Genomic DNA, 21919 nt, shown 5'->3' on the forward strand with positions numbered 1-21919 from the left:
GCCCACGGCAGAGGGCCGGTACCCCCGCGGGGGTACCGGCCCTCTGCCGTGCGGTGCGCCCGGTCAGCCGGCGACCAGGGCGGCCACCGTGCCGACCAGGCCGCTCGCCTTGGGGGCGCGCGGGTAGGGGTTGGTGCTCGCGCAGTTGAGCACCTGGTACTCGGGCTTCGCCCGGTTCGCCTCGTCCTTGCGGGTCTTCTCGGCCTGGTCGTAGACCTTCGGCTCGGCCGCGTCCTCGCACTTCTGGACGAACGGGGAGCACGCGCCGTCGACGCCGCGCAGGACCTGTGCCGAGTAGGCGAGGGCGCCCTGGCCGTCTATTCGCTCGCCGTCGAAGGGCATGTACTTGCTGCCCGTGGCGGAGCCCGCCATGCCGAACAGCAGGCCGATCGAGCAGAGTGCGGCGAGCGCGATCCGCCGGGGCGTCCGCTCGAAGGCCGGGACGGCGGGGGCGCCCTCGGCCAGCCGGCGGCGGGTCTTCCAGCGCTCGGTGCCGAGGTAGGCCGCCAGGCCGGTGAGCACCACGAAGCAGTACAGCAGCTGCTGGTTGGTGCGGGGGTAGAGCATCACGGCCTGGTTCTCGAACAGCTGCGAGGCGTACCAGTAGCGCATCAGGAAGGCGCTCGCCGCGGCCGCCGCGGCGGCCAGCACGACCGCGTTGCGCGGGCCCAGGCCGAGGGCCGCCGCCGCACCGACCAGCAGCAGGATCGCGAACAGGCCGACTCCGCCGATCTCCCCGGGCGGCGGCCAGCCACTGAGGCCGAGGTTCCCGGGGACGTCGCTGCCCCACATGGTGAAGAACGTCGGCTCGGTGTACACGTCGAAGTAGCAGTAGCGGTCGACCGCGCCGCCGGCCGCGGAGAGGAACCGGGTCAGGTAGAAGCCGGCCACCGCCACGAAGCCCAGCACGGTCGTGCCGATCAGCACCAGGGCCGTCATGAGGGCGCGGGTGCCGAGGGTGCGCCACTGGCGGTACAGCAGCACCACGCCGAGCAGCATCAGACCGGCCGCGGACCAGACGAACCAGCCGGAGTAGAGCAGGAACAGCAGGCCCAGCACCGCGCCGGTGCCCCCGCCGAGGAGCGCGGCGGTGCGGCGGCCGAGCAGGTGCGAGCGCTGGATCAGCTGCAGCAGCTTGGCGAGCAGCGGCAGCAGCCCGACCAGGACGATCGTGGTGTACGGCTTGTACGGGTCGGTCAGCGGCAGCGAGGCGGTGACGCCGATGCCGAGCGCCCACAGCGGGGGCAGCAGCAGCCGCCAGGCCAGGTAGGCGACCGGGCCGAGCAGGGCTATGAACACCAGGCTGACCATCTTCAGCGCCTCGCCGGGGTTGGCGTCGGTGAAGTGCTCGGTGTACCAGGCCAGCAGGTTCGGGAAGAGCGGCGGGTAGGTGTCGTCGATCGGCTGGCCGTGGACGAGGTTGAAGGCCCAGCCCTGGAGGACGCCGGAGTCGCCGCCCTGGCCGCCGAGCGGCCAATCGGTGCCGCGCAGTGCCAGTGCCACCGCGGCCGCGACGAGACCGCTGGAGAAGCCCGCGAAAACGGCGGCGGCGAATTGCAGCGGAAGGGCCCGCCAACGGCGCATGGCCGGCATCAGGAGGATCAGCGTGGCACCCATCCCGAGCAGCAGGAACAACTGCAGCGCGGCGAGACCGCTGACCTGTCCGGCCCGCACCATCGGGTTGATGTCGATGAATCGCGAGACCCATGTTGTGAGCATGGCGACGATAACGGCCGTCGCCCCCTCCGCAAGCAGCCACCAGCGCGACCCCTGACGGCCCGTCGCGCGGTGCCGGCTGCGCGACGGTGCGGGTGGGGGTGATTGCAGTTGCGCTGCCCCACCCGGAAGGTTGGGAAGGCTGATGGTCATCTCCGGCGAGCCTTTCGGAACCCGTCAACACGGGTGGCGACATGTCAACCCAAGAGATTACAGTAGGCCGCCGCAAGCCTGGCTCGCATGCCCACTATTCACGCGGCGCCGACATCTCGGACATTCCCCGGTAATTCATTGCGCGGTTGCCCGGTCGCGACATTTCTTTGTATCGGAATTCCCGAACCGTTGCCCGTCCGGTCGTCCGGGGGGAGCGGATCGGGCACCCGCCGAGGGCGGCCGGCCCGCGCCGGGCGCCCGGCGGACGGGTGTACCGGCTCAACGCCGACGGCGGAGTACTGGTTGACTGGGTACGCCTGGCTGGCCGCGGCCGGGTAGCACCGGAGCGCGTTCCAAGATCAGGAGGTGCGGCGCCTACATGAGCGTCGATTTCGTCATCCCGTACTACGGGGACCCGGAGTACCTGTTCGCCACCATCGACAGCATCCGCGCCCAGCACCAGCAGGACTGGCGGCTGACCGTCGTCGACGACCAGTACCCCGGCTTCCGGGCCCTGGAGTACATCGAGAGCCTGGGTGACGACCGGATCCGCTACCTCCGCAACGAGGAGCGGCTGGGCCCCAACGGCAACACCTACAAGGCCTCGACCCTGGCGGAGCGCGAGTTCGTCTCCATGATGGGCGCCGACGACCTGCTGGAGCCGGACTACCTGGACGTCGTGCTGGAGCGCCTGCGCGCCGACCCGGACGCCATCGCCGTCCAACCCGGCGTGCGGATCATGGACAGCGACGGCACCCTGATCACCGCCGTGGGCATGGGCGACAAGGTGAAGCGCCGGATCAGCGCCCCCGCCCGCAAGGCCGGCGTGATCGGCGGCGAGGACGCCGTGAAGAGCCTGCTGTCCGGCAACTGGCTGTACACGCCCTCGCTCACCTACCGCCGGTCGGCGCTGTCGAAGATCCCGTACCGCCCCGACATCGACGCCATCCACGACCTCGCCTTCATCGTCGACATGCTGATGGAGGGCGGCAACCTGCTGGTCGACGAGCGCCTGGTGTTCCGCTACCGCCGCCACCAGGCCAGCGACTCCTCCAACCGGGTGAAGGACGGCAAGCGCTTCGACGAGGAGCTGCACTACTACTCGCTGATCGCCAAGGAGCTCCGGGCCAAGGGCTGGCACGCCGCCGCCAAGTCCGCGGACCGGCACATCTCCTCCCGGCTGCACGCCCTGATGGTCGCCGTCGGCAGGCTCGGCGCCGGTGACCTCTCGCACGCCGGGGCCATGGTCGGCCGGGCGATCCGCAGCAGCTGACCGCCCACCGGCGCCCCTTCTGGAAGAGAAACACATGACAGATCTGGCCACCCGCCCGGTCGACGACCCCGGGCCCGACCTGCCCGGGTCGGGCGACACCGCGGCCACCTCCGGCTCCTCCCTGCCGGGCCTGCTGACCAGGCCGTGGGCCGTCCGCACGGCCGAGGCCGCGGTCGCCGTGGCGTTCGCCCTCGGCTTCGCGTACCTCTGCACGCGCATCGACGTCAATCCGCTCAACCGCATCGGCCAGGTCAGCGGCCTGGCGCTGCTCCAGCAGTACGCCGCGATCGTCGGCCTGCCGGTGCTCGCGGTGCTGCTGTACGCCGCCCACCGGGGGAGCCTGGCCCGCTACCAGCTCGTCCAGCGGCTGGTCTGCGCCGCGGTCGCCGGTCTGTCCACCGGTGCGGTGGCGGGCGGCATCGTGGTCGCCCTGAACGGCACCCAGTGGGGCCTGGGCGGCCAGGAGGGAGACCCCGGCAACCTGATCGGCATGGCCAACGACATGCTGCGCGGCGAGGGCCTGCCCGGGGTCTACCCGCCCGGCTTCCCGGCGCTGCTGGCGATCTGGTCGAAGCTGTTCTACGGCGGCATCGGCGGTGGCGGCTACGCGATGAAGGACGTTCAGCTGCTCTGCAGCGCGCTGGTCGGCCCGATGGCGTACCTGTCCTGGCGGCTGCTGCTGCGGCCGTTCTGGGCGCTGCTGATCGCCGTTCCGGCGGCGATCCTGTTCCTGGACCCGATCCGGCCGTACAGCCACGTCACCATGATCGTGATGGTGCCGCTGCTGGTCGGCTGCCTGCGCGAGCTGCGGCGGGCGCCGGAGAACACGCTGCGGTCCAACCTGCTTCGGGGCACCGGCTTCGGGGTCGCCTTCGGCCTGATGTTCCTCTGGTACTCGGGCTGGTTCATCTGGGCGGCGCCGGGCGTCTTCGTGCTGACGCTGTTCCTGATCCCGTGGCGCAAGGGCGCCGCGAAGCTGAAGCCGACTCTGGTGTTCACCGGCGTCACGCTGCTCAGCGCGGGCATCGTCGGCTCGCCGCTGCTGTACCAGCTGGTGATGCTGGGCGCGGAGGCCAAGGACCGCTACGCCTACCTCTCGGTGTACATCGACCCGGCGTACATCATGGGCTGGGCCTCCGACCGCACCGGCCGGCTGAACTACCACGAGTGGCCGTGGCGCGGCGAGCTCGCCGGGCAGAGCGCCTACACCCTGCTGCTGCTGGCCGGCGCGGCGCTGGCGCTGGGCCTGGGGCTGCGCAGCCTCGCGGTCCGCACGGTCGCGGCGACGCTGATCAGCTCCTGGCTGCTGCGCTTCTGGTTCGCCTCGCACATGGCACAGGAGAAGGCGATCCAGCTCTACCCGCGCACCACCTGGATCATCCTGTACAGCCTGATGATCCTCGCGGTGCTCGGCCTGATGTTCGCGGTGCAGCGCGGTACCGGCTGGGCCAAGACGCTGCTGCGGGCCGGCGGCGGCGAGGAGGCCGCGGCGAAGGTGCGCCCGGCGGTCACCGGGCGGCTGGTGGCGGGCGCGGTCTGCGCGCTCGCGCTGTTCGCCACGATGTCGGCCTCCTGGTCGGCGGACCGCTACATGCCGAGCACCGACCCCAAGGTGATCGACATGGGCGTGGACGCCTGGCGGGCCCACATCCTGGTCAACCGCAACGGCAAGTGCCCCAAGTACGACCCGGCCGGTCCGACCGACTGCGCCCCGGTCAACATGCAGCTCAAGGAGTACAACAACGAGCCGGACAAGGGCCGGCTCTGGTGCGCCAACGTGGACGGCGAGGAGTGGGCCCTGGTCTGCGGCTCGAAGCGGCCCTGGTGACCTGCGGCGCGCGGGCCGCGGCGGGGCGCTGACGCCCGGCGCCCGGCGACCACCCGGTCGGGGCCGGTGGGGGAGACCCCCACCGGCCCCGATTGGCATTTCGGCTGCTCCATGTGGCAGTATGTCCAAGTTGCTCGGTTGAGTGCCGATGCTGCGCGCCTCCCGCCGGGAGGACTGGAAGCGAGTCCCATGTACTCGTCGTTCCCGTGATGGCCGTTCATGTGTTCACGTGAAGTGTGTGAATGCAGTGGTGTGTAGTCGACACCGCGGCAGCTGCGGGGCGGACGTACGGGAATCTTCCGGGAAGCGTGGGCGGGGCCTCGACCCGGCGCCTGGTGGGTGCAAGACCTGCCGAACCCGTGGGAGATCCGCGAGAGGGTGACCTCTTCCGGATTTTTTGCAAGCGAGAGGGCGACACGCCCGACCGCGGGGGTCGGAGGTAACCACTCGGGGGCGCCGCTGGGGAAGTCCACCCGGACGAACCCGGCCGTAGTAGCAGCGACGACAGAAGGACTACGAAGTAGCCATGGCGGGACAGAAGATCCGCATCCGGCTCAAGGCCTACGACCACGAGGTCATCGACTCCTCGGCGAAGAAGATCGTCGAGACGGTGATTCGCACTGGTGCGCAGGTCGCGGGCCCGGTGCCGCTGCCCACTGAGAAGAACGTGTACTGCGTCATCCGCTCGCCGCACAAGTACAAGGACTCGCGCGAGCACTTCGAGATGCGTACTCACAAGCGTCTGATCGACATCCTCGACCCCACGCCGAAGACGGTTGACTCGCTGATGCGTCTCGACCTGCCGGCCGGTGTCGACATCGAGATCAAGCTCTGAGAGGCGCACCGAAGATGGCAAAGCAGATGAAGGGCATCCTGGGCGAGAAGCTCGGCATGACCCAGGTCTGGGACGAGAACAACCGGGTGGTTCCGGTGACCGTCGTCAAGGCCGGGCCGAATGTCGTGACCCAGGTCCACACCGCCGACAGCCCGGCCGGCTACGACGCCGTCCAGATCGGCTTCGGCGAGATCGACCCCCGCAAGGTGAACAAGCCCCTCGCGGGCCACTTCGCCAAGGCCGGTGTCACCCCGCGCCGCCACCTGGTCGAGCTCCGTACCTCGGACGCGTCCGAGTACACCCTGGGCCAGGAGATCACCGCCGAGCTGTTCGAGGCGGGTGTCAAGGTCGACGTGACCGGCACCTCCAAGGGCAAGGGCTTCGCCGGTGTCATGAAGCGTCACAACTTCAAGGGCCTCGGCGCCGGTCACGGCACCCAGCGCAAGCACCGTTCGCCCGGTTCCATCGGTGGCTGCGCCACCCCGGGCCGCGTGTTCAAGGGTCTGCGCATGGCCGGTCGGATGGGTCACGAGCGTGTGACCACCCAGAACCTGACCGTGCACGCGGTCGACGCGGAGAAGGGCCTGCTGCTCATCAAGGGCGCCGTCCCGGGCCCGAACGGCGGCCTCGTCCTCGTCCGCACCGCGGCGAAGGGGCTGTGAGGAAATGAGCACCATTGACATCCTGTCGCCGGCTGGCGACAAGACCGGCAGCGTCGAGCTGCCGGCCGAGATCTTCGACGCGAAGGTCAGCGTTCCGCTGATGCACCAGGTCGTCGTGGCGCAGCTCGCTGCGGCCCGTCAGGGCACCCACAAGACCAAGACTCGTGGCGAGGTCCGTGGCGGCGGCAAGAAGCCGTACCGTCAGAAGGGCACCGGCCGCGCCCGTCAGGGCTCGACCCGTGCGCCGCAGTTCGCCGGCGGTGGCGTCGTGCACGGTCCCGTGCCGCGCGACTACTCGCAGCGGACCCCGAAGAAGATGATCGCCGCCGCCCTCCGCGGTGCGCTCACCGACCGGGCCCGCCACAACCGCATCCACGTCGTCACCGACGTGACCGCGACCGAGGCGCCGTCGACCAAGGCCGCCAAGAGCCTGTTCGGCAAGATCACCGACCGCAAGAACGTCCTCCTGGTCGTCGAGCGTGCGGACGAGCTGGGCCTCAAGTCCGCTCGCAACCTGCCGAACGTGCACATCCTGGACGCCGGTCAGCTGAACACCTACGACGTGCTCGTCTCCGACGATGTGGTCTTCACCCAGGCCGCCTTCGAGCGTTTCGTGGCCGGTCCGGCCGCGTCCGCCAAGGCCGTTGCCGCTGAGGGCGAGCTCGAAGGGAGCGCCGCCTGATGAGCGACGTTACGAGCAAGACGTTCACGGACCCCCGTGACGTCCTGGTGAAGCCGGTTATCTCCGAGAAGAGCTACAGCCTCCTCGACGAGAACAAGTACACGTTCATCGTGTCGCCGGGCGCCAACAAGACCCAGATCAAGCAGGCCGTCGAGGCGGTCTTCTCGGTCAAGGTCGAGGCTGTCAACACGATCAACCGTCAGGGCAAGCGCAAGCGCTCCAAGACGGGCTTTGGCAAGCGCAAGGACACCAAGCGCGCCATCGTGACGCTGGCCGAGGGCAACCGCATCGACATCTTCGGTGGTCCGGTCTCCTGACAAGGGGATCGTGATCGTCGATAAGGACGAGGACGAGAGAGCCAAATGGGCATCCGCAAGTACAAGCCGACTACGCCGGGCCGTCGTGGCTCCAGCGTGGCCGACTTCGTAGAAATCACGCGGTCCACGCCGGAGAAGTCGCTGGTTCGCCCCCTGCACAGCAAGGGCGGCCGTAACAACGCCGGTCGTGTCACCGCTCGCCACCAGGGTGGCGGTCACAAGCGCGCCTACCGCGTGATCGACTTCCGTCGTCACGACAAGGACGGCGTGCCGGCCAAGGTCGCGCACATCGAGTACGACCCGAACCGCACCGCGCGCATCGCGCTCCTGCACTACGTGGACGGCGAGAAGCGCTACATCATCGCGCCGCGCGGCATCGCGCAGGGCGACCGGATTGAGAACGGCCCCGGCGCCGACATCAAGCCCGGCAACAACCTGCCGCTGCGCAACATCCCGGTCGGTACCACCATTCACGCGGTGGAGCTGCGTCCCGGTGGCGGTGCCAAGCTGGCCCGTTCCGCGGGTTCCGGCATCCAGCTGCTGGCTCGTGAGGGCAAGATGGCGCACCTGCGCATGCCCTCCGGCGAGATCCGCCTGGTTGACGCGCGCTGCCGCGCCACGGTCGGCGAGGTCGGCAACGCCGAGCAGTCGAACATCAACTGGGGCAAGGCCGGCCGTATGCGCTGGAAGGGCGTTCGCCCGACCGTGCGTGGTGTGGCCATGAACCCGATCGACCACCCGCACGGTGGTGGTGAGGGCAAGACCTCCGGTGGTCGCCACCCGGTCTCGCCGTGGGGTAAGCCCGAGGGCCGTACCCGTCGCCCGAACAAGGCGTCGGACAAGCTCATCGTGCGCCGCCGCAAGACCAACAAGAAGCGCTAGGAGCAGGTCAGATGCCGCGCAGTCTTAAGAAGGGCCCCTTCATCGACGGCCACCTCATCAAGAAGGTGGACGTTCAGAACGAGGCGGGTACCCAGAACGTCATCAAGACCTGGTCCCGTCGCTCCGTGATCAGCCCGAGCATGCTCGGTCACACGATCGCGGTTCACGATGGTCGCAAGCACGTCCCGGTGTTCGTCACCGAGTCGATGGTCGGCCACAAGCTGGGCGAGTTCGCTCCGACCCGCACCTTCCGCGGCCACGTCAAGGACGACCGCAAGTCGAAGCGTCGCTAGTCGCCTGAGCTTCACCGCCAGAACGACTCAATGACTTACTCCATTAAGGGGACAACCATGGAAGCCAGGGCCCAGGCGCGGTACATCCGCGTCACGCCCATGAAGGCCCGCCGCGTGGTGGACCTCATCCGTGGCCTGAACGCCACGGAGGCCCAGGCCGTCCTGCGTTTCGCTCCGCAGGCCGCCACCGTGCCGGTCGGCAAGGTGCTCGACAGCGCCATTGCCAACGCCGTGCACAACTACAACCACAACAACGTGGACGACCTCGTGATCAGCGAGGCGTACGTTGACGAGGGCCCGACCCTGAAGCGGTTCCGGCCGCGCGCCCAGGGCCGTGCCTACCGGATCCGCAAGCGGACCAGCCACATCACCGTGGTCGTCAGCAGCAAGGAAGGGACCCGGTAATGGGCCAGAAGGTTAACCCGCACGGGTTCCGCCTCGGCATCAGCACGGACTTCAAGTCCCGCTGGTACGCCGACAAGCTGTACAAGGACTACGTCAAGGAAGACGTTGCCATTCGTCGCATGATGACGAAGGGCATGGAGCGCGCCGGCATCTCCAAGGTCGAGATCGAGCGCACCCGCGACCGCGTCCGCGTGGACATCCACACCGCTCGCCCCGGCATCGTCATCGGCCGCCGTGGCACCGAGGCCGACCGCATCCGCGGCGACCTTGAGAAGCTGACCGGCAAGCAGGTCCAGCTGAACATCCTCGAGGTCAAGAACCCCGAGCTGGACGCCCAGCTCGTGGCTCAGGGCGTCGCGGAGCAGCTGTCCTCGCGCGTCTCCTTCCGCCGTGCCATGCGCAAGTCGATGCAGGGCACCATGAAGTCCGGCGCCAAGGGCATCAAGGTCCAGTGCTCCGGTCGTCTCGGCGGCGCCGAGATGAGCCGTTCGGAGTTCTACCGCGAGGGTCGCGTGCCGCTGCACACCCTCCGTGCGAACGTCGACTACGGCTTCTTCGAGGCCAAGACGACCTTCGGCCGCATCGGCGTGAAGGTCTGGATCTACAAGGGCGACGTCAAGAACATCGCCGAGGTCCGCGCTGAGAACGCCGCTGCCCGCTCGGGCAACCGCCCGGCCCGTCCCGAGGGTGGTCGTCCCGCCCGCGGTGGCGAGCGCCGTGGTGGCGAGCGCGGTGGCCGCGGCCGTCGTCCCGCCGCTGCCGAGGCCCCCGCGGCCCCGGCCGCCGAGGCTCCGGCTGCCGAGAACACCGGAACGGAGGCCTGACCGCAATGCTGATCCCCCGTCGGGTCAAGCACCGCAAGCAGCACCACCCGAAGCGCCGCGGCGCTGCCAAGGGTGGCACCGAGCTGGCGTTCGGCCAGTTCGGCATCCAGGCCGTGACCCCGGCCTACGTGACGAACCGTCAGATCGAGTCCGCTCGTATCGCGATCACCCGTCACATCCGCCGTGGCGGCAAGGTCTGGATCAACATCTACCCGGACCGCCCGCTCACCAAGAAGCCGGCCGAGACCCGCATGGGTTCCGGTAAGGGTTCGCCGGAGTGGTGGATCGCGAACGTGCACCCGGGTCGGGTCATGTTCGAGCTGTCGTACCCGAACGAGAAGGTCGCTCGTGAGGCGCTCACCCGCGCCGCTCACAAGCTTCCGATGAAGTGCCGGATCGTCCGGCGCGAGGACGGTGAGAGCTGATGTCGGCCGCTACCAAGGCTGCTGAGCTTCGTCAGCTGGACAACGAGGCCCTCGTTGCCAAGCTCCGCGAGGCCAAGGAGGAGCTGTTCAACCTCCGCTTCCAGGCGGCGACCGGGCAGCTCGACAACCACGGACGGCTCAAGCTCGTCCGTAAGGACATCGCGCGGATCTACACCCTGATGCGCGAGCGCGAGCTGGGCATCGAGACGGTGGAGAACGCCTGATGACTGAGAACACCAACGAGACGCGCGGTTTCCGCAAGACCCGTGAGGGTCTCGTCGTCAGCGACAAGATGGACAAGACCGTCGTCGTCGCCGTCGAGGACCGCGTCAAGCACGCTCTGTACGGCAAGGTCATCCGCCGTACGAACAAGCTGAAGGCGCACGACGAGCAGAACGCGTGCGGTGTCGGCGACCGTGTCCTCCTGATGGAGACCCGGCCGCTGTCCGCGACGAAGCGCTGGCGCGTCGTCGAGATCCTCGAGAAGGCCAAGTAACGAAGCCGATGAGGTACGGCCGTATGTGCACCGGATCCACGGATGCCGGTGTGAGCAGCGGCCGGCCCGTCGACTCTCGTTGACGATCAGGAGAAAGCTGTGATCCAGCAGGAGTCGCGACTGCGTGTCGCCGACAACACGGGTGCCAAGGAGATCCTCTGCATCCGCGTTCTCGGTGGCTCCGGTCGCCGCTACGCCGGAATCGGGGACGTCATCGTCGCAACCGTCAAGGACGCGATCCCCGGTGGCTCGGTGAAGAAGGGTGACGTCGTCAAGTGCGTCGTCGTTCGTACCGTGAAGGAGCGCCGTCGTCCGGACGGCTCGTACATCCGGTTCGACGAGAACGCCGCCGTCGTCCTCAAGAACACCGAGGGTGACCCCCGTGGCACCCGCATCTTCGGCCCGGTGGGCCGCGAGCTGCGCGACAAGAAGTTCATGAAGATCATCTCGCTGGCGCCGGAGGTGCTCTAATCTCATGGCGAACAGCATGAAGATCAAGAAGGGTGACCTGGTTCAGGTCATCACCGGCAAGGACAAGGGCAAGCAGGGCAAGGTCATTCAGGCCCTGCCGGCTGAGCAGAAGGTCCTGGTCGAGGGTGTGAACCGGGTCAAGAAGCACACCAAGCCGGGTCCGGGTACTCAGGGTGGCATCGTCACCGTCGAGGCCCCGGTGCACGTCTCCAACGTCCAGCTGGTCGTGGAGAAGGACGGCAAGAAGGTCGTCACCCGCGTCGGGTACCGCTTCGACGACCAGGGCAACAAGATCCGCGTTGCCAAGCGGACCGGTGAGGACATCTGATGTCTGAGACGACTGAGAAGGTGGCCCCCCGCCTCAAGGAGCGCTACCGCTCCGAGGTCAAGGGCCAGCTGAACGAGCAGTTCAAGTACGAGAACGTCATGCTGATCCCCGGCCTGGTCAAGGTCGTGGTCAACATGGGTGTCGGCGAGGCTGCCCGTGACAGCAAGCTGATCGAGGGTGCCATCAAGGACCTGACCGCGATCACCGGTCAGAAGCCGGCCGTGACCAAGGCCCGCAAGTCCATCGCGCAGTTCAAGCTGCGCGAGGGCCAGCCGATCGGTGCCCACGTCACCCTCCGTGGTGACCGCATGTGGGAGTTCGTGGACCGTCTGGTGTCGCTGGCTCTGCCGCGTATCCGTGACTTCCGCGGCCTCTCGCCGAAGCAGTTCGACGGCCGTGGCAACTACACCTTCGGTCTCACCGAGCAGGTCATGTTCCACGAGATCGACCAGGACAAGGTCGACCGTCAGCGCGGTATGGACATCACCGTCGTGACCACCGCTCAGACCGACGATGAGGGCCGGGCGCTCCTGCGCGCTCTGGGCTTCCCGTTCAAGGAGGCGTGAGCCATGGCGAAGAAGGCCCTGATCGCAAAGGCCGAGCGCAAGCCGAAGTTCGGCGTGCGGGCGTACACCCGGTGCCAGCGCTGCGGTCGTCCGCACTCGGTGTACCGCAAGTTCGGTCTGTGCCGTGTCTGCCTCCGTGAGATGGCGCACCGCGGCGAGCTGCCGGGCGTGACCAAGAGCTCCTGGTAACCCCGGAGCCCTAGGCACACCAAACGAGCAGAGGTGCCCGACCCCACACGACCCGTTTTTGGGTCTCCCTGCGGAATCCCGTAAGGTTGTGGGGTCGGGCCCCCTGCCACGGCTTCCCCATGGATGTCCGTGGTCCTCAGTGAGAGGGCTCGCACCCAGTCTTACTACGTCGCAGGTCCCCTGCGCTTGTGCCCCTGACGGACTCCCCGGAGTGCGACAGGGGGACCTGGCGCGGAGAAACCACGGCGAGAGAGGCCTGAGGCCATCATGACCATGACCGACCCCATCGCAGACATGCTCACGCGTCTGCGTAACGCGAACTCGGCGTACCACGACTCCGTGGCGATGCCGGCCAGCAAGATCAAGGCGCACGTCGCCGAGATCCTGCAGCAGGAGGGGTACATCTCCTCCTACAAGGTTGAGGAGCCCGTTGAGGGCGAGGTCGGCAAGAAGCTGACCATCGAGCTCAAGTTCGGCCCCAACCGTGAGCGCTCCATCGCCGGCATCAAGCGCATCAGCAAGCCGGGTCTGCGCGTTTACGCAAAGTCCACCAACCTGCCGAAGGTCCTCGGCGGCCTGGGCGTGGCGATCATCTCCACGTCCTCCGGTCTCCTCACGGACAAGCAGGCTGCCAAGAAGGGCGTAGGCGGAGAAGTTCTCGCCTACGTCTGGTAATTCGGGAAACGGAGGTACAGCAATGTCGCGCATTGGACGGCTGCCCATCCCGGTTCCCGCCGGCGTGGACGTCACCATCGATGGCCAGGCGGTCTCGGTGAAGGGCCCCAAGGGCTCCCTCACCCACGTCGTCGCCGCGCCGATCGAGATCGGCAAGGGCGAGGACGGCACGCTGCTCGTCACCCGCCCCAACGACGAGCGTCAGTCGAAGGCCCTGCACGGCCTGACCCGCACGCTGGTGGCGAACATGATCACCGGCGTGACCGCGGGCTACCGCAAGTCGCTGGAGATCAGCGGTGTTGGTTACCGCGTCGCGGCGAAGGGCTCCGACATGGAGTTCTCGCTCGGCTACAGCCACCCGATCCTGGTCCCGGCGCCGGAGGGCATCACCTTCGTCGTCGAGTCGCCCACCAAGTTCCACGTGGACGGCATCGACAAGCAGAAGGTCGGCGAGGTCGCCGCGAACATCCGCAAGCTGCGCAAGCCCGACCCGTACAAGGCCAAGGGTGTCAAGTACGCGGGCGAGGTTATCCGCCGCAAGGTCGGAAAGAGTGGTAAGTAAGCGATGAGTGTCTCTGTCAAGATCGGCAAGGGCAACGCCTACAAGAGCGCCGCTCGCAAGCGCCGCGCGATCCGCGTTCGCAAGCGCGTCGTCGGCACCGAGGTGCGTCCGCGTCTCGTCGTGACGCGCTCGAACCGTCACATGGTCGCCCAGGTCATCGACGACGCCAAGGGTCACACCCTGGCGTCGGCGTCCACCCTCGACGTGTCCATCAAGGGCGTCGAGGGCGACAAGACCGAGCTGGCCAAGAAGGTCGGGAGCCTGGTCGCCGAGCGCGCCAAGGCCGCCGGCATCGAGTCGGTCGTCTTCGACCGCGCGGGCAACCGGTACGCCGGCCGCATCGCCGCCCTGGCGGACGCGGCCCGTGAGGCCGGGCTCGACTTCTAAGCCGCTCGTCGGCTCTGTCGACGGACGTAAACGAGAGAGGTAATTCCAATGGCTGGACCCCAGCGCCGCGGTAGCGGCGCCGGTGGCGGCACCGGTGGCGAGCGGCGCGACCGTAAGCGTGACGACCGGGGCGCTGCCCAGGTTGTCGAGAAGACCGCTTACGTCGAGCGCGTCGTCGCGATCAACCGTGTCGCCAAGGTAGTCAAGGGTGGTCGCCGCTTCAGCTTCACCGCGCTGGTCGTGGTGGGCGATGGCGACGGCACCGTGGGTGTCGGTTACGGGAAGGCGAAGGAGGTTCCGGCCGCCATCGCCAAGGGTGTTGAGGAGGCCAAGAAGAACTTCTTCAAGGTTCCCCGTATCCAGGGCACCATCCCGCACCCGATCCAGGGTGAGAAGGCCGCCGGCGTCGTGCTGCTGAAGCCCGCCGCCCCCGGTACCGGTGTTATCGCCGGTGGTCCGGTGCGCGCCGTCCTGGAGTGCGCCGGCATCCACGACATCCTGTCGAAGTCGCTCGGCTCGGACAACGCGATCAACATCGTGCACGCCACCGTGGCTGCTCTGAAGGGCCTCGTGCGCCCCGAGGAGATCGCCGCCCGCCGTGGCCTGCCGCTGGAGGACGTCGCTCCCGCCGCTCTGCTGCGGGCTCGTGCTGCCGGGGTGAGCGCCTGATGGCTCGCCTGAAGATCACGCAGACCAAGTCGTACATCGGCAGCAAGCAGAACCACCGCGACACCCTGCGTTCGCTCGGCCTGAAGCGCATGCACGACGTCGTGGTGAAGGAGGACCGTCCCGAGATCCGCGGGATGGCCCACACGGTCCGTCACCTGGTGACGGTTGAGGAGGTGGACTGATCATGGGCGACAACCCGATCAAGATCCACAACCTGCGTCCCGCCCCGGGTGCCAAGACCGACAAGATCCGCGTGGGTCGTGGTGAGGGCTCCAAGGGTAAGACCGCTGGTCGTGGTACCAAGGGCACCAAGGCCCGCTACCAGGTTCCGCAGCGCTTCGAGGGTGGCCAGATGCCGCTCCACATGCGCCTGCCGAAGCTGAAGGGCTTCAAGAACCCGTTCAAGGTGACCTTCCAGGTCGTCAACCTTGACAAGCTGGCCGAGCTCTACCCGCAGGGTGGCGAGGTCACTGTCGAGGGCCTGGTCGCCAAGGGCGCGGTTCGCAAGAACTCCCTCGTCAAGGTGCTCGGCACCGGCGAGATCTCGGTCGCGCTGCAGGTGACGGTCGACGCCGTCTCCGGCTCCGCCGCCGAGAAGATCACCGCCGCCGGCGGTACGGTCACCGAGCTCGTCTGAGCCCGCTGACATTCACACGAGCCCCGCATCTCCCCGGAGATGCGGGGCTCGTGCGTTGCCGGACCCTCGTGGCCCTCGTTCTTTTGTGTGGCAAATCCGGGCATCCCGTACCCCGTGAGTGGGGGACGGGCGGTACGCGCTTCTTAGGAGTGGCTGCGCACTGTTAGAGTCCGTGGAGTTCCCTTGTAGGCTGCGCGTAGGCTCGCCTGTGCCGTCTGTACGGGGGCCCGAACCGCAAACTCCCCATTCAGGACCGACCCTCCCGCCGACGACGCGCGGGAGGCGCAGGAGGCACCGTGCTCAGTGCGTTCGCGCGGGCGTTCCAGACGCCCGACCTGCGCAAGAAGCTGCTGTTCACGCTGGGCATCATGGTGCTGTTCCGGCTGGGCTCGCACGTTCCCGTACCCGGGGTCGACTTCAAGGCCGTCAACGAGTGCGTGAAGGACGCCGACAACGGGGGCCTCTTCGGGCTCGTCAACCTGTTCAGCGGTGGCGCGCTCCTCCAGCTGACGATCTTCGCCCTCGGCATCATGCCGTACATCACCGCCAGCATCATCCTCCAGCTCCTCACCGTCGTGATCCCGCGACTGGAAGCGCTGAAGAAGGAGGGCCAGGCCGGTACCGCGAAGATCACGCAGTACACCCGCTACCTGACCATCGCGCTCGCCGTGCTCCAGGGCACCGGCATCGTGGCGACGGCCTCCAGCGGCGCGCTCTTCTCGAACTGCATCTACGCCAACCAGATCGTCCCGGACCAGTCGGTGTTCCGGATCGCGGTCATGGTCCTCACGATGACCGCCGGGACCACCTTCATCATGTGGCTGGGCGAGCTCATCACCGACCGCGGCATCGGCAACGGCATGTCGATCCTGATCTTCACCTCGATCGCCTCCGGCTTCCCGGGCTCGATGTGGGCGATCAAGGGCTCCGGCACCATCGCCGACGGCTGGGTGGAGTTCCTGTCGGTCGTCGCGATCGGCATCATCGTTGTGATGCTGGTCATCTTCGTGGAGCAGGCCCAGCGCCGGATCCCGGTCCAGTACGCGAAGCGCATGATCGGCCGGCGGGCCTTCGGCGGGACCTCGACCTACATCCCGCTCAAGGTGAACCAGGCCGGTGTCATCCCGGTCATCTTCGCCTCGTCGCTGCTGTACATCCCCGCTCTGGTGGTGCAGCTGACCGACAGCCAGGCCGGATGGGCGAACTGGATCCGGACGAACTTCGTCACCGGTGACCACCCGGTCTACATGGCCACCTACTTCCTGCTGATCGTCTTCTTCGCCTTCTTCTACGTCGCCATCTCCTTCAACCCCGAAGAAGTTGCCGACAATATGAAGAAGTATGGTGGGTTCATCCCGGGCATCCGGGCCGGCCGGCCGACGGCCGAGTACCTGAACTACGTGCTCACCCGTATCACGTGGCCGGGTTCGCTCTACCTGGGCCTGATCGCGTTGATCCCGATGATCGCCCTGGTCGCCTTCGGACAGCAGACCAACTTCCCGTTCGGCGGCACCAGCGTGCTCATCGTCGTCGGCGTCGGACTCGAAACTGTTAAGCAGATCGAGAGCCAGCTCCAGCAGCGCAATTACGAAGGGTTCCTCCGCTGATGCGTATCGTCCTCGTCGGGCCTCCCGGGGCCGGGAAGGGTACTCAGGCGCACCTGCTCGCCAAGACCCTGTCCATCCCCCACATCTCCACCGGCGACCTCTTCCGCGCCAACATCGGCCAGGGCACCCCGCTGGGGCTCGAAGCCAAGTCCTACATGGACGCGGGCCGGCTCGTGCCGGACGAGGTCACCATCGGGATGGCCAAGGACCGCATGCTCCAGGCCGACGCCGCGGGCGGCTTCCTGCTCGACGGCTTCCCCCGCAACCTGGGGCAGGCCAAGGCACTGGACGAGTTCCTCGCCGAGCAGGGCATCGCCCTCGACGGCGTGCTCGACCTGGAGGTCCCCGAGGACGAGGTCGTCCGGCGCATCGCCGGCCGGCGCCTGTGCCGCAACGACGGCGGCCACGTCTTCCACGTGGACTACAACCCGCCGAAGGCCGAGGACGTCTGCGACGAGTGCGGCGGCGAGCTGTACCAGCGCTCGGACGACACCGAGGACAAGGTCCGCACCCGGCTGGAGGTCTACCACACGGAGACCGAGCCGATCATCGACTACTACCGCCAGCAGGGCCTGGTCGAGATCATCCCGGCGCTCGGCAAGGTGGACGAGGTCACCCAGCGCGCGATCGTCGCGCTGAAGCAGGACAGCTGACAGACGGCGACCCACGTGCGGCCGCGCTCGCCCCTCGCGGGGGCAGCGCGGCCGTACGGCGTCGTACGGTGGAACGAGTGCACGGCCGCCCGGCAAGGACCGGGCGGAGAATCCAGGAAGGCGTGACCAGATGGTGGAGATCAAGACCCCCGAGCAGATCGCGAAGATGCGGGTGGCCGGGCTGGTCGTCGCCGAGGCCCTGAAGGCCTGCCGCGAGGCGGTGGCTCCGGGGGTGACCACCCAGGAGCTGAACGACATCGCGGACAAGGTGATCACCGACCACGGCGCCACCTCGAACTTCCGCGCCGACCACGGCGGCCTCTGGTTCCCGGGCGTGATCTGCGCCTCGGTGAACAACGAGGTCGTGCACGGCATCCCCGGCGAGCGGGTGCTGCAGGAGGGCGACGTGATCTCCATCGACTGCGGCGCGATCGTGGACGGCTGGCACGGCGACGCGGCGATCACCGTCGCGGTCGGCGAGGTCCGCCCCGAGGTCGAGATGCTCAGCCGGGTGACCGAGGGCTCCATGTGGGCCGGCATCGCCCAGATGAAGAAGAGCAACCGCCTGGCCGACGTCTCCAAGGCGATCGAGGGCTTCATCCGGCGCCAGCCGCTGCCCCCGAAGGGTAAGTGGGGCATCACCGAGGGGTACGGCGGCCACGGCATCGGCACCGCGATGCACATGGAGCCGCACGTGCTGAACTACGTCGAGCGCGGCCGCGGCAAGGGCCCCAAGCTCGTCCCCGGCACCGTGCTGGCGATCGAGCCGATGGTGTCGCTGGGCACCCCGCACACCACCGTGCTGGAGGACGACTGGACGGTCGTCACCACCGACGGCACCTGGGCCTCGCACTGGGAGCACTCGGTGGCCGTCACCGAGCAGGGCCCGCTGGTGCTGACCGCCTTCGACGGCGGCAAGGCCGAGCTGGCGAAGCTGGGCATCACCGCGGCGCCGGACCCGCTCGGCTGAGCAACGCCGCAGGTCGGGCGGCACGCGGCCGTTCCTGACCGGGGATCAGGGCCCTGGAGGTTTGGACCTCCAGGGCTTTTGTCCTATTTTTATCGGCTGGCAGTGGCTACGAGCGAGCAGGAGAGAGCAGTGCTCAAGGGATTCCGCGACTTCATGATGCGCGGCAACGTCATCGACATGGCCGTCGGTGTGGTGATCGGTGCCGCCTTCACCGCGGTGGTGACCGGCTTCGTGTCGGCCTTCCTCACCCCGCTGGTCGGTGTCGTGGTGGGAGCGGCCGGCGACTTCAGCAAGTACACCTTCACGGTGGCCGGCGTCACGTTCCCGTACGGGCAGTTCCTCAACGTGCTGATCGCGTTCCTCATGACCGCGGCGGTGCTCTACTTCTGCATCGTCCTGCCGGTGACCAAGGCGACCGCGAAGTACCTGCCCAAGAAGCCGAAGACCCCCAAGCGCCCCTGCCCCGAGTGCCTGACCGAGATCCCCGAGGCCGCCCGCCGCTGCGCGGCCTGCACCGCCCACGTCGAGCCGCTGGTCCCGGCCTCGATCTGAGCCCCCGGGCCGGGCGCCGCTGATTTCGCTCCGACGCGGTGCTTGGTTTACGATGGTGCGTCGGCTCACTCGTAGCGTGTTTCGGCACGCCCTCGTCCCGCCCGGACGAGGTGAAGCCTGGTTCGCACGAGCGTTCCGCATACGGTAGCCGGACCCGAAGGGTGGATCTCGCAGTTCATGGCTAAGAAGCAAGGCGCCATTGAGATCGAGGGCACCGTGATCGAGTCTCTTCCGAACGCGATGTTCAAGGTCGAGCTGCAGAACGGTCACAAGGTCCTCGCGCACATCAGCGGCAAGATGCGCATGCACTACATCCGCATCCTCCCGGATGACCGGGTTGTGGTGGAGCTCAGCCCCTACGACCTGACCCGCGGCCGGATCGTCTACCGATACAAGTAAGAACGTCAGATCTAGACCCCGGAGAACCTGAGTCATGAAGGTCAAGCCGAGCGTCAAGAAGATCTGCGACAAGTGCAAGGTGATCCGCCGTCACGGTCGGGTCATGGTGATCTGCGACAACCTGCGCCACAAGCAGCGCCAGGGCTGATCGTCCCGCATTTCTCGTAGTACCTTCGCGCGACGCGAAAACGTCATAAGCGGGTTGCCCGATCCCTCCGCCCGTCGGAAGGACTGCCTCCCCCGGTCAGAGGCCGGGGCTCCCTCACCGTGAGGTGTCGGAGCAGGCAGCACGCCAGACCTCTGAAGAACCACAGGAGCCATGAATGGCACGCCTCGCCGGCGTTGATCTCCCCCGTGAGAAGCGGATCGAGATCGCCCTCACCTACGTGTACGGCATCGGCCGTACCCGCGCCCAGCAGACCCTGGCCGAGACCGGTGTCAGCCCGGATGTCCGCGTTCGCGACATCTCCGAGGAAGACCTCGTCAAGCTGAGCCAGTACATCGACGCCAACTACACGGTCGAGGGTGACCTCCGCCGTGAGGTGGCCGCCGACATCCGCCGCAAGGTCGAGATCGGCTGCTACGAGGGTCTGCGTCACCGCCGCGGCCTGCCGGTCCGCGGCCAGCGCACCCACACCAACGCGCGTACCCGCAAGGGCCCGCGTCGCGCGATCGCCGGTAAGAAGAAGCCGGGCAAGAAGTAGTCCGTCCCGTCACCGGACATCCCTCCGGCCCGCGGGTCAGCGGACCGACCACCTCAGTAGGAGAACAGACTTATGCCCCCCAAGGGTCGTCAGGCTGCCGGCGCGAAGAAGATCCGCCGCAAGGAAAAGAAGAACGTCGCTCACGGCCACGCGCACATCAAGAGCACGTTCAACAACACCATCGTTTCGATCACCGACCCCGCGGGCAACGTGATCTCCTGGGCCTCCGCCGGCCACGTCGGCTTCAAGGGCTCGCGCAAGTCCACCCCGTTCGCCGCGCAGATGGCCGCCGAGGCCGCTGCCCGTCGCGCGCAGGAGCACGGCATGCGCAAGGTCGACGTCTTCGTGAAGGGTCCGGGCTCCGGCCGCGAGACCGCGATCCGCTCGCTCCAGGCCACCGGCCTGGAGGTCGGCTCGATCCAGGACGTCACCCCCACCCCGCACAACGGCTGCCGTCCGCCGAAGCGCCGCCGCGTCTGACGCAGCGCCTTCGGGCACGCGGGTTGCTGTAAACCTTGTACGGGCTCCTGTTCACCGCAGGAGCCCGTACGCTTGGTCCTGTCGGCATCAAATAGTGGGTGCCGAAGACAACTGGAGGAACACCTCTCATGCTGATCGCTCAGCGCCCCTCGCTGACCGAAGAGGTCGTCGACGAGTTCCGCTCGCGGTTCGTGATCGAGCCGCTGGAGCCGGGCTTCGGCTACACCCTCGGCAACTCCCTTCGCCGTACGCTCCTGTCGTCGATCCCGGGTGCCGCTGTCACCAGCATCCGCGTCGACGGCGTCCTGCACGAGTTCACCACCGTGCCGGGCGTCAAGGAGGACGTCACCGACCTCATCCTCAACATCAAGCAGCTGGTCGTCTCCTCGGAGCACGACGAGCCGGTCGTGATGTACCTGCGCAAGCAGGGCCCGGGTGTGGTCACCGCCGCCGACATCGCGCCGCCGGCCGGTGTCGAGGTGCACAACCCCGAGCTGGTCCTCGCCACCCTGAACGGCAAGGGCAAGCTGGAGATGGAGCTGACCGTCGAGCGCGGTCGCGGCTACGTCTCCGCCGTGCAGAACAAGGCCTCCGGCCAGGAGATCGGCCGCATCCCGGTCGACTCGATCTACAGCCCCGTGCTGAAGGTCACCTACAAGGTCGAGGCCACCCGTGTCGAGCAGCGGACCGACTTCGACAAGCTGATCGTCGACGTCGAGACCAAGCCCGCCATGCGTCCGCGCGACGCCATGGCCTCGGCCGGCAAGACCCTGGTGGAGCTGTTCGGCCTCGCCCGCGAGCTGAACATCGACGCCGAGGGCATCGACATGGGCCCGTCCCCCACGGACGCCGCCCTGGCCGCCGACCTGGCGCTGCCGATCGAGGAGCTGGAGCTCACGGTCCGCTCCTACAACTGCCTCAAGCGCGAGGGCATCCACTCCGTGGGTGAGCTCGTCGCCCGCTCCGAGGCCGACCTGCTCGACATCCGCAACTTCGGCGCGAAGTCGATCGACGAGGTCAAGGCGAAGCTGGCCGGCATGGGCCTGGCCCTCAAGGACAGCCCGCCCGGGTTCGACCCGACCGCTGCCGCCGACGCCTTCGGCGCCGACGACCTGGACGACGCGGGTTACGCGGAGACCGAGCAGTACTGAGAAGTTTCGGGGTCGGGGGGGGGGGCCCCCCGGCCCCCCCCCCCCCCGGTGAAATGGTGGGGGGCCCCGGTAAGGAACACCCCCGCCGGAACAAGTTAGGCCCCCCTAGGGGATTTAAGGGGGTAAAA

At 67.8% G+C, this 21919-nt stretch carries 33 protein-coding genes; 32 read left to right on the plus strand and 1 reads right to left on the minus strand.

Annotated elements, in window-relative coordinates:
- Positions 1–63: 63 nt before the first annotated feature.
- A complete protein-coding gene (locus tag ACWGB8_RS30570) occupies positions 64–1719 on the minus strand; it encodes a hypothetical protein (RefSeq protein ID WP_452216867.1) in 1656 nt (551 codons plus the stop codon).
- A 529-nt stretch (positions 1720–2248) separates the two neighbouring features.
- Here ACWGB8_RS30570 and ACWGB8_RS30575 point away from each other — a divergent pair.
- The 32 genes from ACWGB8_RS30575 to ACWGB8_RS30730 all read left to right on the plus strand — a co-directional run bounded on the left by ACWGB8_RS30575 (position 2249) and on the right by ACWGB8_RS30730 (position 21791).
- Complete coding sequence (locus tag ACWGB8_RS30575) at positions 2249–3142, plus strand: glycosyltransferase family 2 protein (protein ID WP_452216868.1); 894 nt, start codon at positions 2249–2251, stop codon at positions 3140–3142.
- Positions 3143–3176: 34 nt separating this feature from the next.
- Positions 3177–4970: a hypothetical protein gene (locus ACWGB8_RS30580; protein ID WP_452216869.1), complete on the plus strand. Its 1794-nt coding sequence runs from the start codon at positions 3177–3179 to the stop codon at positions 4968–4970.
- A gap of 526 nt (positions 4971–5496) precedes the next feature.
- A complete protein-coding gene (rpsJ, locus tag ACWGB8_RS30585; RefSeq protein WP_012785157.1) occupies positions 5497–5805 on the plus strand; it encodes a 30S ribosomal protein S10 in 309 nt (102 codons plus the stop codon).
- 14 nt (positions 5806–5819) lie between these two features.
- A complete protein-coding gene (rplC, locus tag ACWGB8_RS30590; RefSeq protein ID WP_452216870.1) occupies positions 5820–6467 on the plus strand; it encodes a 50S ribosomal protein L3 in 648 nt (215 codons plus the stop codon).
- A gap of 4 nt (positions 6468–6471) precedes the next feature.
- Positions 6472–7149, plus strand: a complete 678-nt coding sequence (rplD, locus tag ACWGB8_RS30595; protein ID WP_452216871.1) for a 50S ribosomal protein L4 — start codon at positions 6472–6474, stop codon at positions 7147–7149.
- The gene (rplW, locus tag ACWGB8_RS30600; protein WP_030280768.1) at positions 7149–7466 is read left to right on the plus strand and encodes a 50S ribosomal protein L23; all 318 of its coding nucleotides are present in this window, start codon (positions 7149–7151) and stop codon (positions 7464–7466) included. The genes rplD and rplW overlap by 1 nt, the downstream gene beginning before the upstream one ends.
- A gap of 45 nt (positions 7467–7511) precedes the next feature.
- On the plus strand, positions 7512–8348 hold the full coding sequence (gene rplB, locus ACWGB8_RS30605) for a 50S ribosomal protein L2 (protein ID WP_363648275.1): 837 nt from the start codon (positions 7512–7514) through the stop codon (positions 8346–8348).
- Positions 8349–8359: 11 nt separating this feature from the next.
- Entirely contained in the window at positions 8360–8641 is a 282-nt protein-coding gene (rpsS, locus tag ACWGB8_RS30610) for a 30S ribosomal protein S19 (protein ID WP_030232469.1), read from the plus strand.
- 57 nt (positions 8642–8698) lie between these two features.
- Complete coding sequence (gene rplV / locus ACWGB8_RS30615; RefSeq protein WP_033824229.1) at positions 8699–9046, plus strand: 50S ribosomal protein L22; 348 nt, start codon at positions 8699–8701, stop codon at positions 9044–9046.
- A complete protein-coding gene (rpsC, locus tag ACWGB8_RS30620) occupies positions 9046–9870 on the plus strand; it encodes a 30S ribosomal protein S3 (RefSeq protein WP_030263494.1) in 825 nt (274 codons plus the stop codon). The genes rplV and rpsC overlap by 1 nt, the downstream gene beginning before the upstream one ends.
- A 5-nt stretch (positions 9871–9875) precedes the next feature.
- A complete protein-coding gene (rplP, locus tag ACWGB8_RS30625) occupies positions 9876–10295 on the plus strand; it encodes a 50S ribosomal protein L16 (protein ID WP_030232476.1) in 420 nt (139 codons plus the stop codon).
- The gene (rpmC, locus tag ACWGB8_RS30630; RefSeq protein WP_031063040.1) at positions 10295–10519 is read left to right on the plus strand and encodes a 50S ribosomal protein L29; all 225 of its coding nucleotides are present in this window, start codon (positions 10295–10297) and stop codon (positions 10517–10519) included. Before rplP ends, rpmC begins: the two co-directional genes overlap by 1 nt.
- A complete protein-coding gene (gene rpsQ, locus ACWGB8_RS30635; RefSeq protein ID WP_014136278.1) occupies positions 10519–10791 on the plus strand; it encodes a 30S ribosomal protein S17 in 273 nt (90 codons plus the stop codon). Before rpmC ends, rpsQ begins: the two co-directional genes overlap by 1 nt.
- A gap of 99 nt (positions 10792–10890) precedes the next feature.
- On the plus strand, positions 10891–11262 hold the full coding sequence (gene rplN, locus ACWGB8_RS30640; RefSeq protein WP_030232481.1) for a 50S ribosomal protein L14: 372 nt from the start codon (positions 10891–10893) through the stop codon (positions 11260–11262).
- Between the two features lie 16 nt (positions 11263–11278).
- Positions 11279–11590, plus strand: coding sequence for a 50S ribosomal protein L24 (gene rplX / locus ACWGB8_RS30645; protein WP_452216881.1), 312 nt, complete (start codon positions 11279–11281; stop codon positions 11588–11590).
- Positions 11590–12156 carry a 50S ribosomal protein L5 gene (rplE, locus tag ACWGB8_RS30650; RefSeq protein WP_452216872.1) on the plus strand — a complete coding sequence of 189 codons (567 nt, stop codon included), beginning with the start codon at positions 11590–11592 and terminating at the stop codon, positions 12154–12156. Before rplX ends, rplE begins: the two co-directional genes overlap by 1 nt.
- A 3-nt stretch (positions 12157–12159) precedes the next feature.
- Complete coding sequence (locus ACWGB8_RS30655) at positions 12160–12345, plus strand: type Z 30S ribosomal protein S14 (RefSeq protein WP_030263476.1); 186 nt, start codon at positions 12160–12162, stop codon at positions 12343–12345.
- A gap of 267 nt (positions 12346–12612) precedes the next feature.
- Positions 12613–13020 (plus strand): 30S ribosomal protein S8, encoded by a 408-nt coding sequence (gene rpsH / locus ACWGB8_RS30660; protein ID WP_030055831.1) that lies wholly within the window; start codon positions 12613–12615, stop codon positions 13018–13020.
- 22 nt (positions 13021–13042) lie between these two features.
- Positions 13043–13582, plus strand: a complete 540-nt coding sequence (rplF, locus tag ACWGB8_RS30665) for a 50S ribosomal protein L6 (protein WP_380314101.1) — start codon at positions 13043–13045, stop codon at positions 13580–13582.
- 3 nt (positions 13583–13585) lie between these two features.
- Positions 13586–13969, plus strand: a complete 384-nt coding sequence (gene rplR / locus ACWGB8_RS30670; protein ID WP_209414075.1) for a 50S ribosomal protein L18 — start codon at positions 13586–13588, stop codon at positions 13967–13969.
- Positions 13970–14017: 48 nt separating this feature from the next.
- A complete protein-coding gene (rpsE, locus tag ACWGB8_RS30675) occupies positions 14018–14638 on the plus strand; it encodes a 30S ribosomal protein S5 (protein ID WP_452216873.1) in 621 nt (206 codons plus the stop codon).
- Complete coding sequence (gene rpmD / locus ACWGB8_RS30680) at positions 14638–14820, plus strand: 50S ribosomal protein L30 (RefSeq protein WP_030055835.1); 183 nt, start codon at positions 14638–14640, stop codon at positions 14818–14820. The genes rpsE and rpmD overlap by 1 nt, the downstream gene beginning before the upstream one ends.
- Before the next feature lie 2 nt (positions 14821–14822).
- Positions 14823–15275 carry a 50S ribosomal protein L15 gene (rplO, locus tag ACWGB8_RS30685; RefSeq protein ID WP_452216874.1) on the plus strand — a complete coding sequence of 151 codons (453 nt, stop codon included), beginning with the start codon at positions 14823–14825 and terminating at the stop codon, positions 15273–15275.
- 296 nt (positions 15276–15571) lie between these two features.
- Entirely contained in the window at positions 15572–16882 is a 1311-nt protein-coding gene (gene secY / locus ACWGB8_RS30690; RefSeq protein WP_452216875.1) for a preprotein translocase subunit SecY, read from the plus strand.
- Positions 16882–17535: an adenylate kinase gene (locus ACWGB8_RS30695; protein ID WP_452216876.1), complete on the plus strand. Its 654-nt coding sequence runs from the start codon at positions 16882–16884 to the stop codon at positions 17533–17535. The genes secY and ACWGB8_RS30695 overlap by 1 nt, the downstream gene beginning before the upstream one ends.
- Positions 17536–17665: 130 nt before the next feature.
- A complete protein-coding gene (gene map, locus ACWGB8_RS30700) occupies positions 17666–18505 on the plus strand; it encodes a type I methionyl aminopeptidase (protein ID WP_452216877.1) in 840 nt (279 codons plus the stop codon).
- Positions 18506–18634: 129 nt separating this feature from the next.
- Positions 18635–19057 carry a large conductance mechanosensitive channel protein MscL gene (mscL, locus tag ACWGB8_RS30705; RefSeq protein WP_452216878.1) on the plus strand — a complete coding sequence of 141 codons (423 nt, stop codon included), beginning with the start codon at positions 18635–18637 and terminating at the stop codon, positions 19055–19057.
- 177 nt (positions 19058–19234) lie between these two features.
- Positions 19235–19456, plus strand: a complete 222-nt coding sequence (gene infA / locus ACWGB8_RS30710) for a translation initiation factor IF-1 (protein ID WP_003956442.1) — start codon at positions 19235–19237, stop codon at positions 19454–19456.
- Between the two features lie 34 nt (positions 19457–19490).
- On the plus strand, positions 19491–19604 hold the full coding sequence (gene rpmJ, locus ACWGB8_RS30715) for a 50S ribosomal protein L36 (RefSeq protein ID WP_003956441.1): 114 nt from the start codon (positions 19491–19493) through the stop codon (positions 19602–19604).
- 175 nt (positions 19605–19779) lie between these two features.
- Positions 19780–20160: a 30S ribosomal protein S13 gene (gene rpsM / locus ACWGB8_RS30720; protein ID WP_452216879.1), complete on the plus strand. Its 381-nt coding sequence runs from the start codon at positions 19780–19782 to the stop codon at positions 20158–20160.
- A 72-nt stretch (positions 20161–20232) separates the two neighbouring features.
- A complete protein-coding gene (gene rpsK, locus ACWGB8_RS30725; protein WP_030232513.1) occupies positions 20233–20640 on the plus strand; it encodes a 30S ribosomal protein S11 in 408 nt (135 codons plus the stop codon).
- A 128-nt stretch (positions 20641–20768) separates the two neighbouring features.
- A complete protein-coding gene (locus tag ACWGB8_RS30730; RefSeq protein WP_452216880.1) occupies positions 20769–21791 on the plus strand; it encodes a DNA-directed RNA polymerase subunit alpha in 1023 nt (340 codons plus the stop codon).
- The last annotated feature ends 128 nt before the right edge of the window (positions 21792–21919 follow it).

The organism is Kitasatospora sp. NPDC054939 (assembly GCF_053610105.1).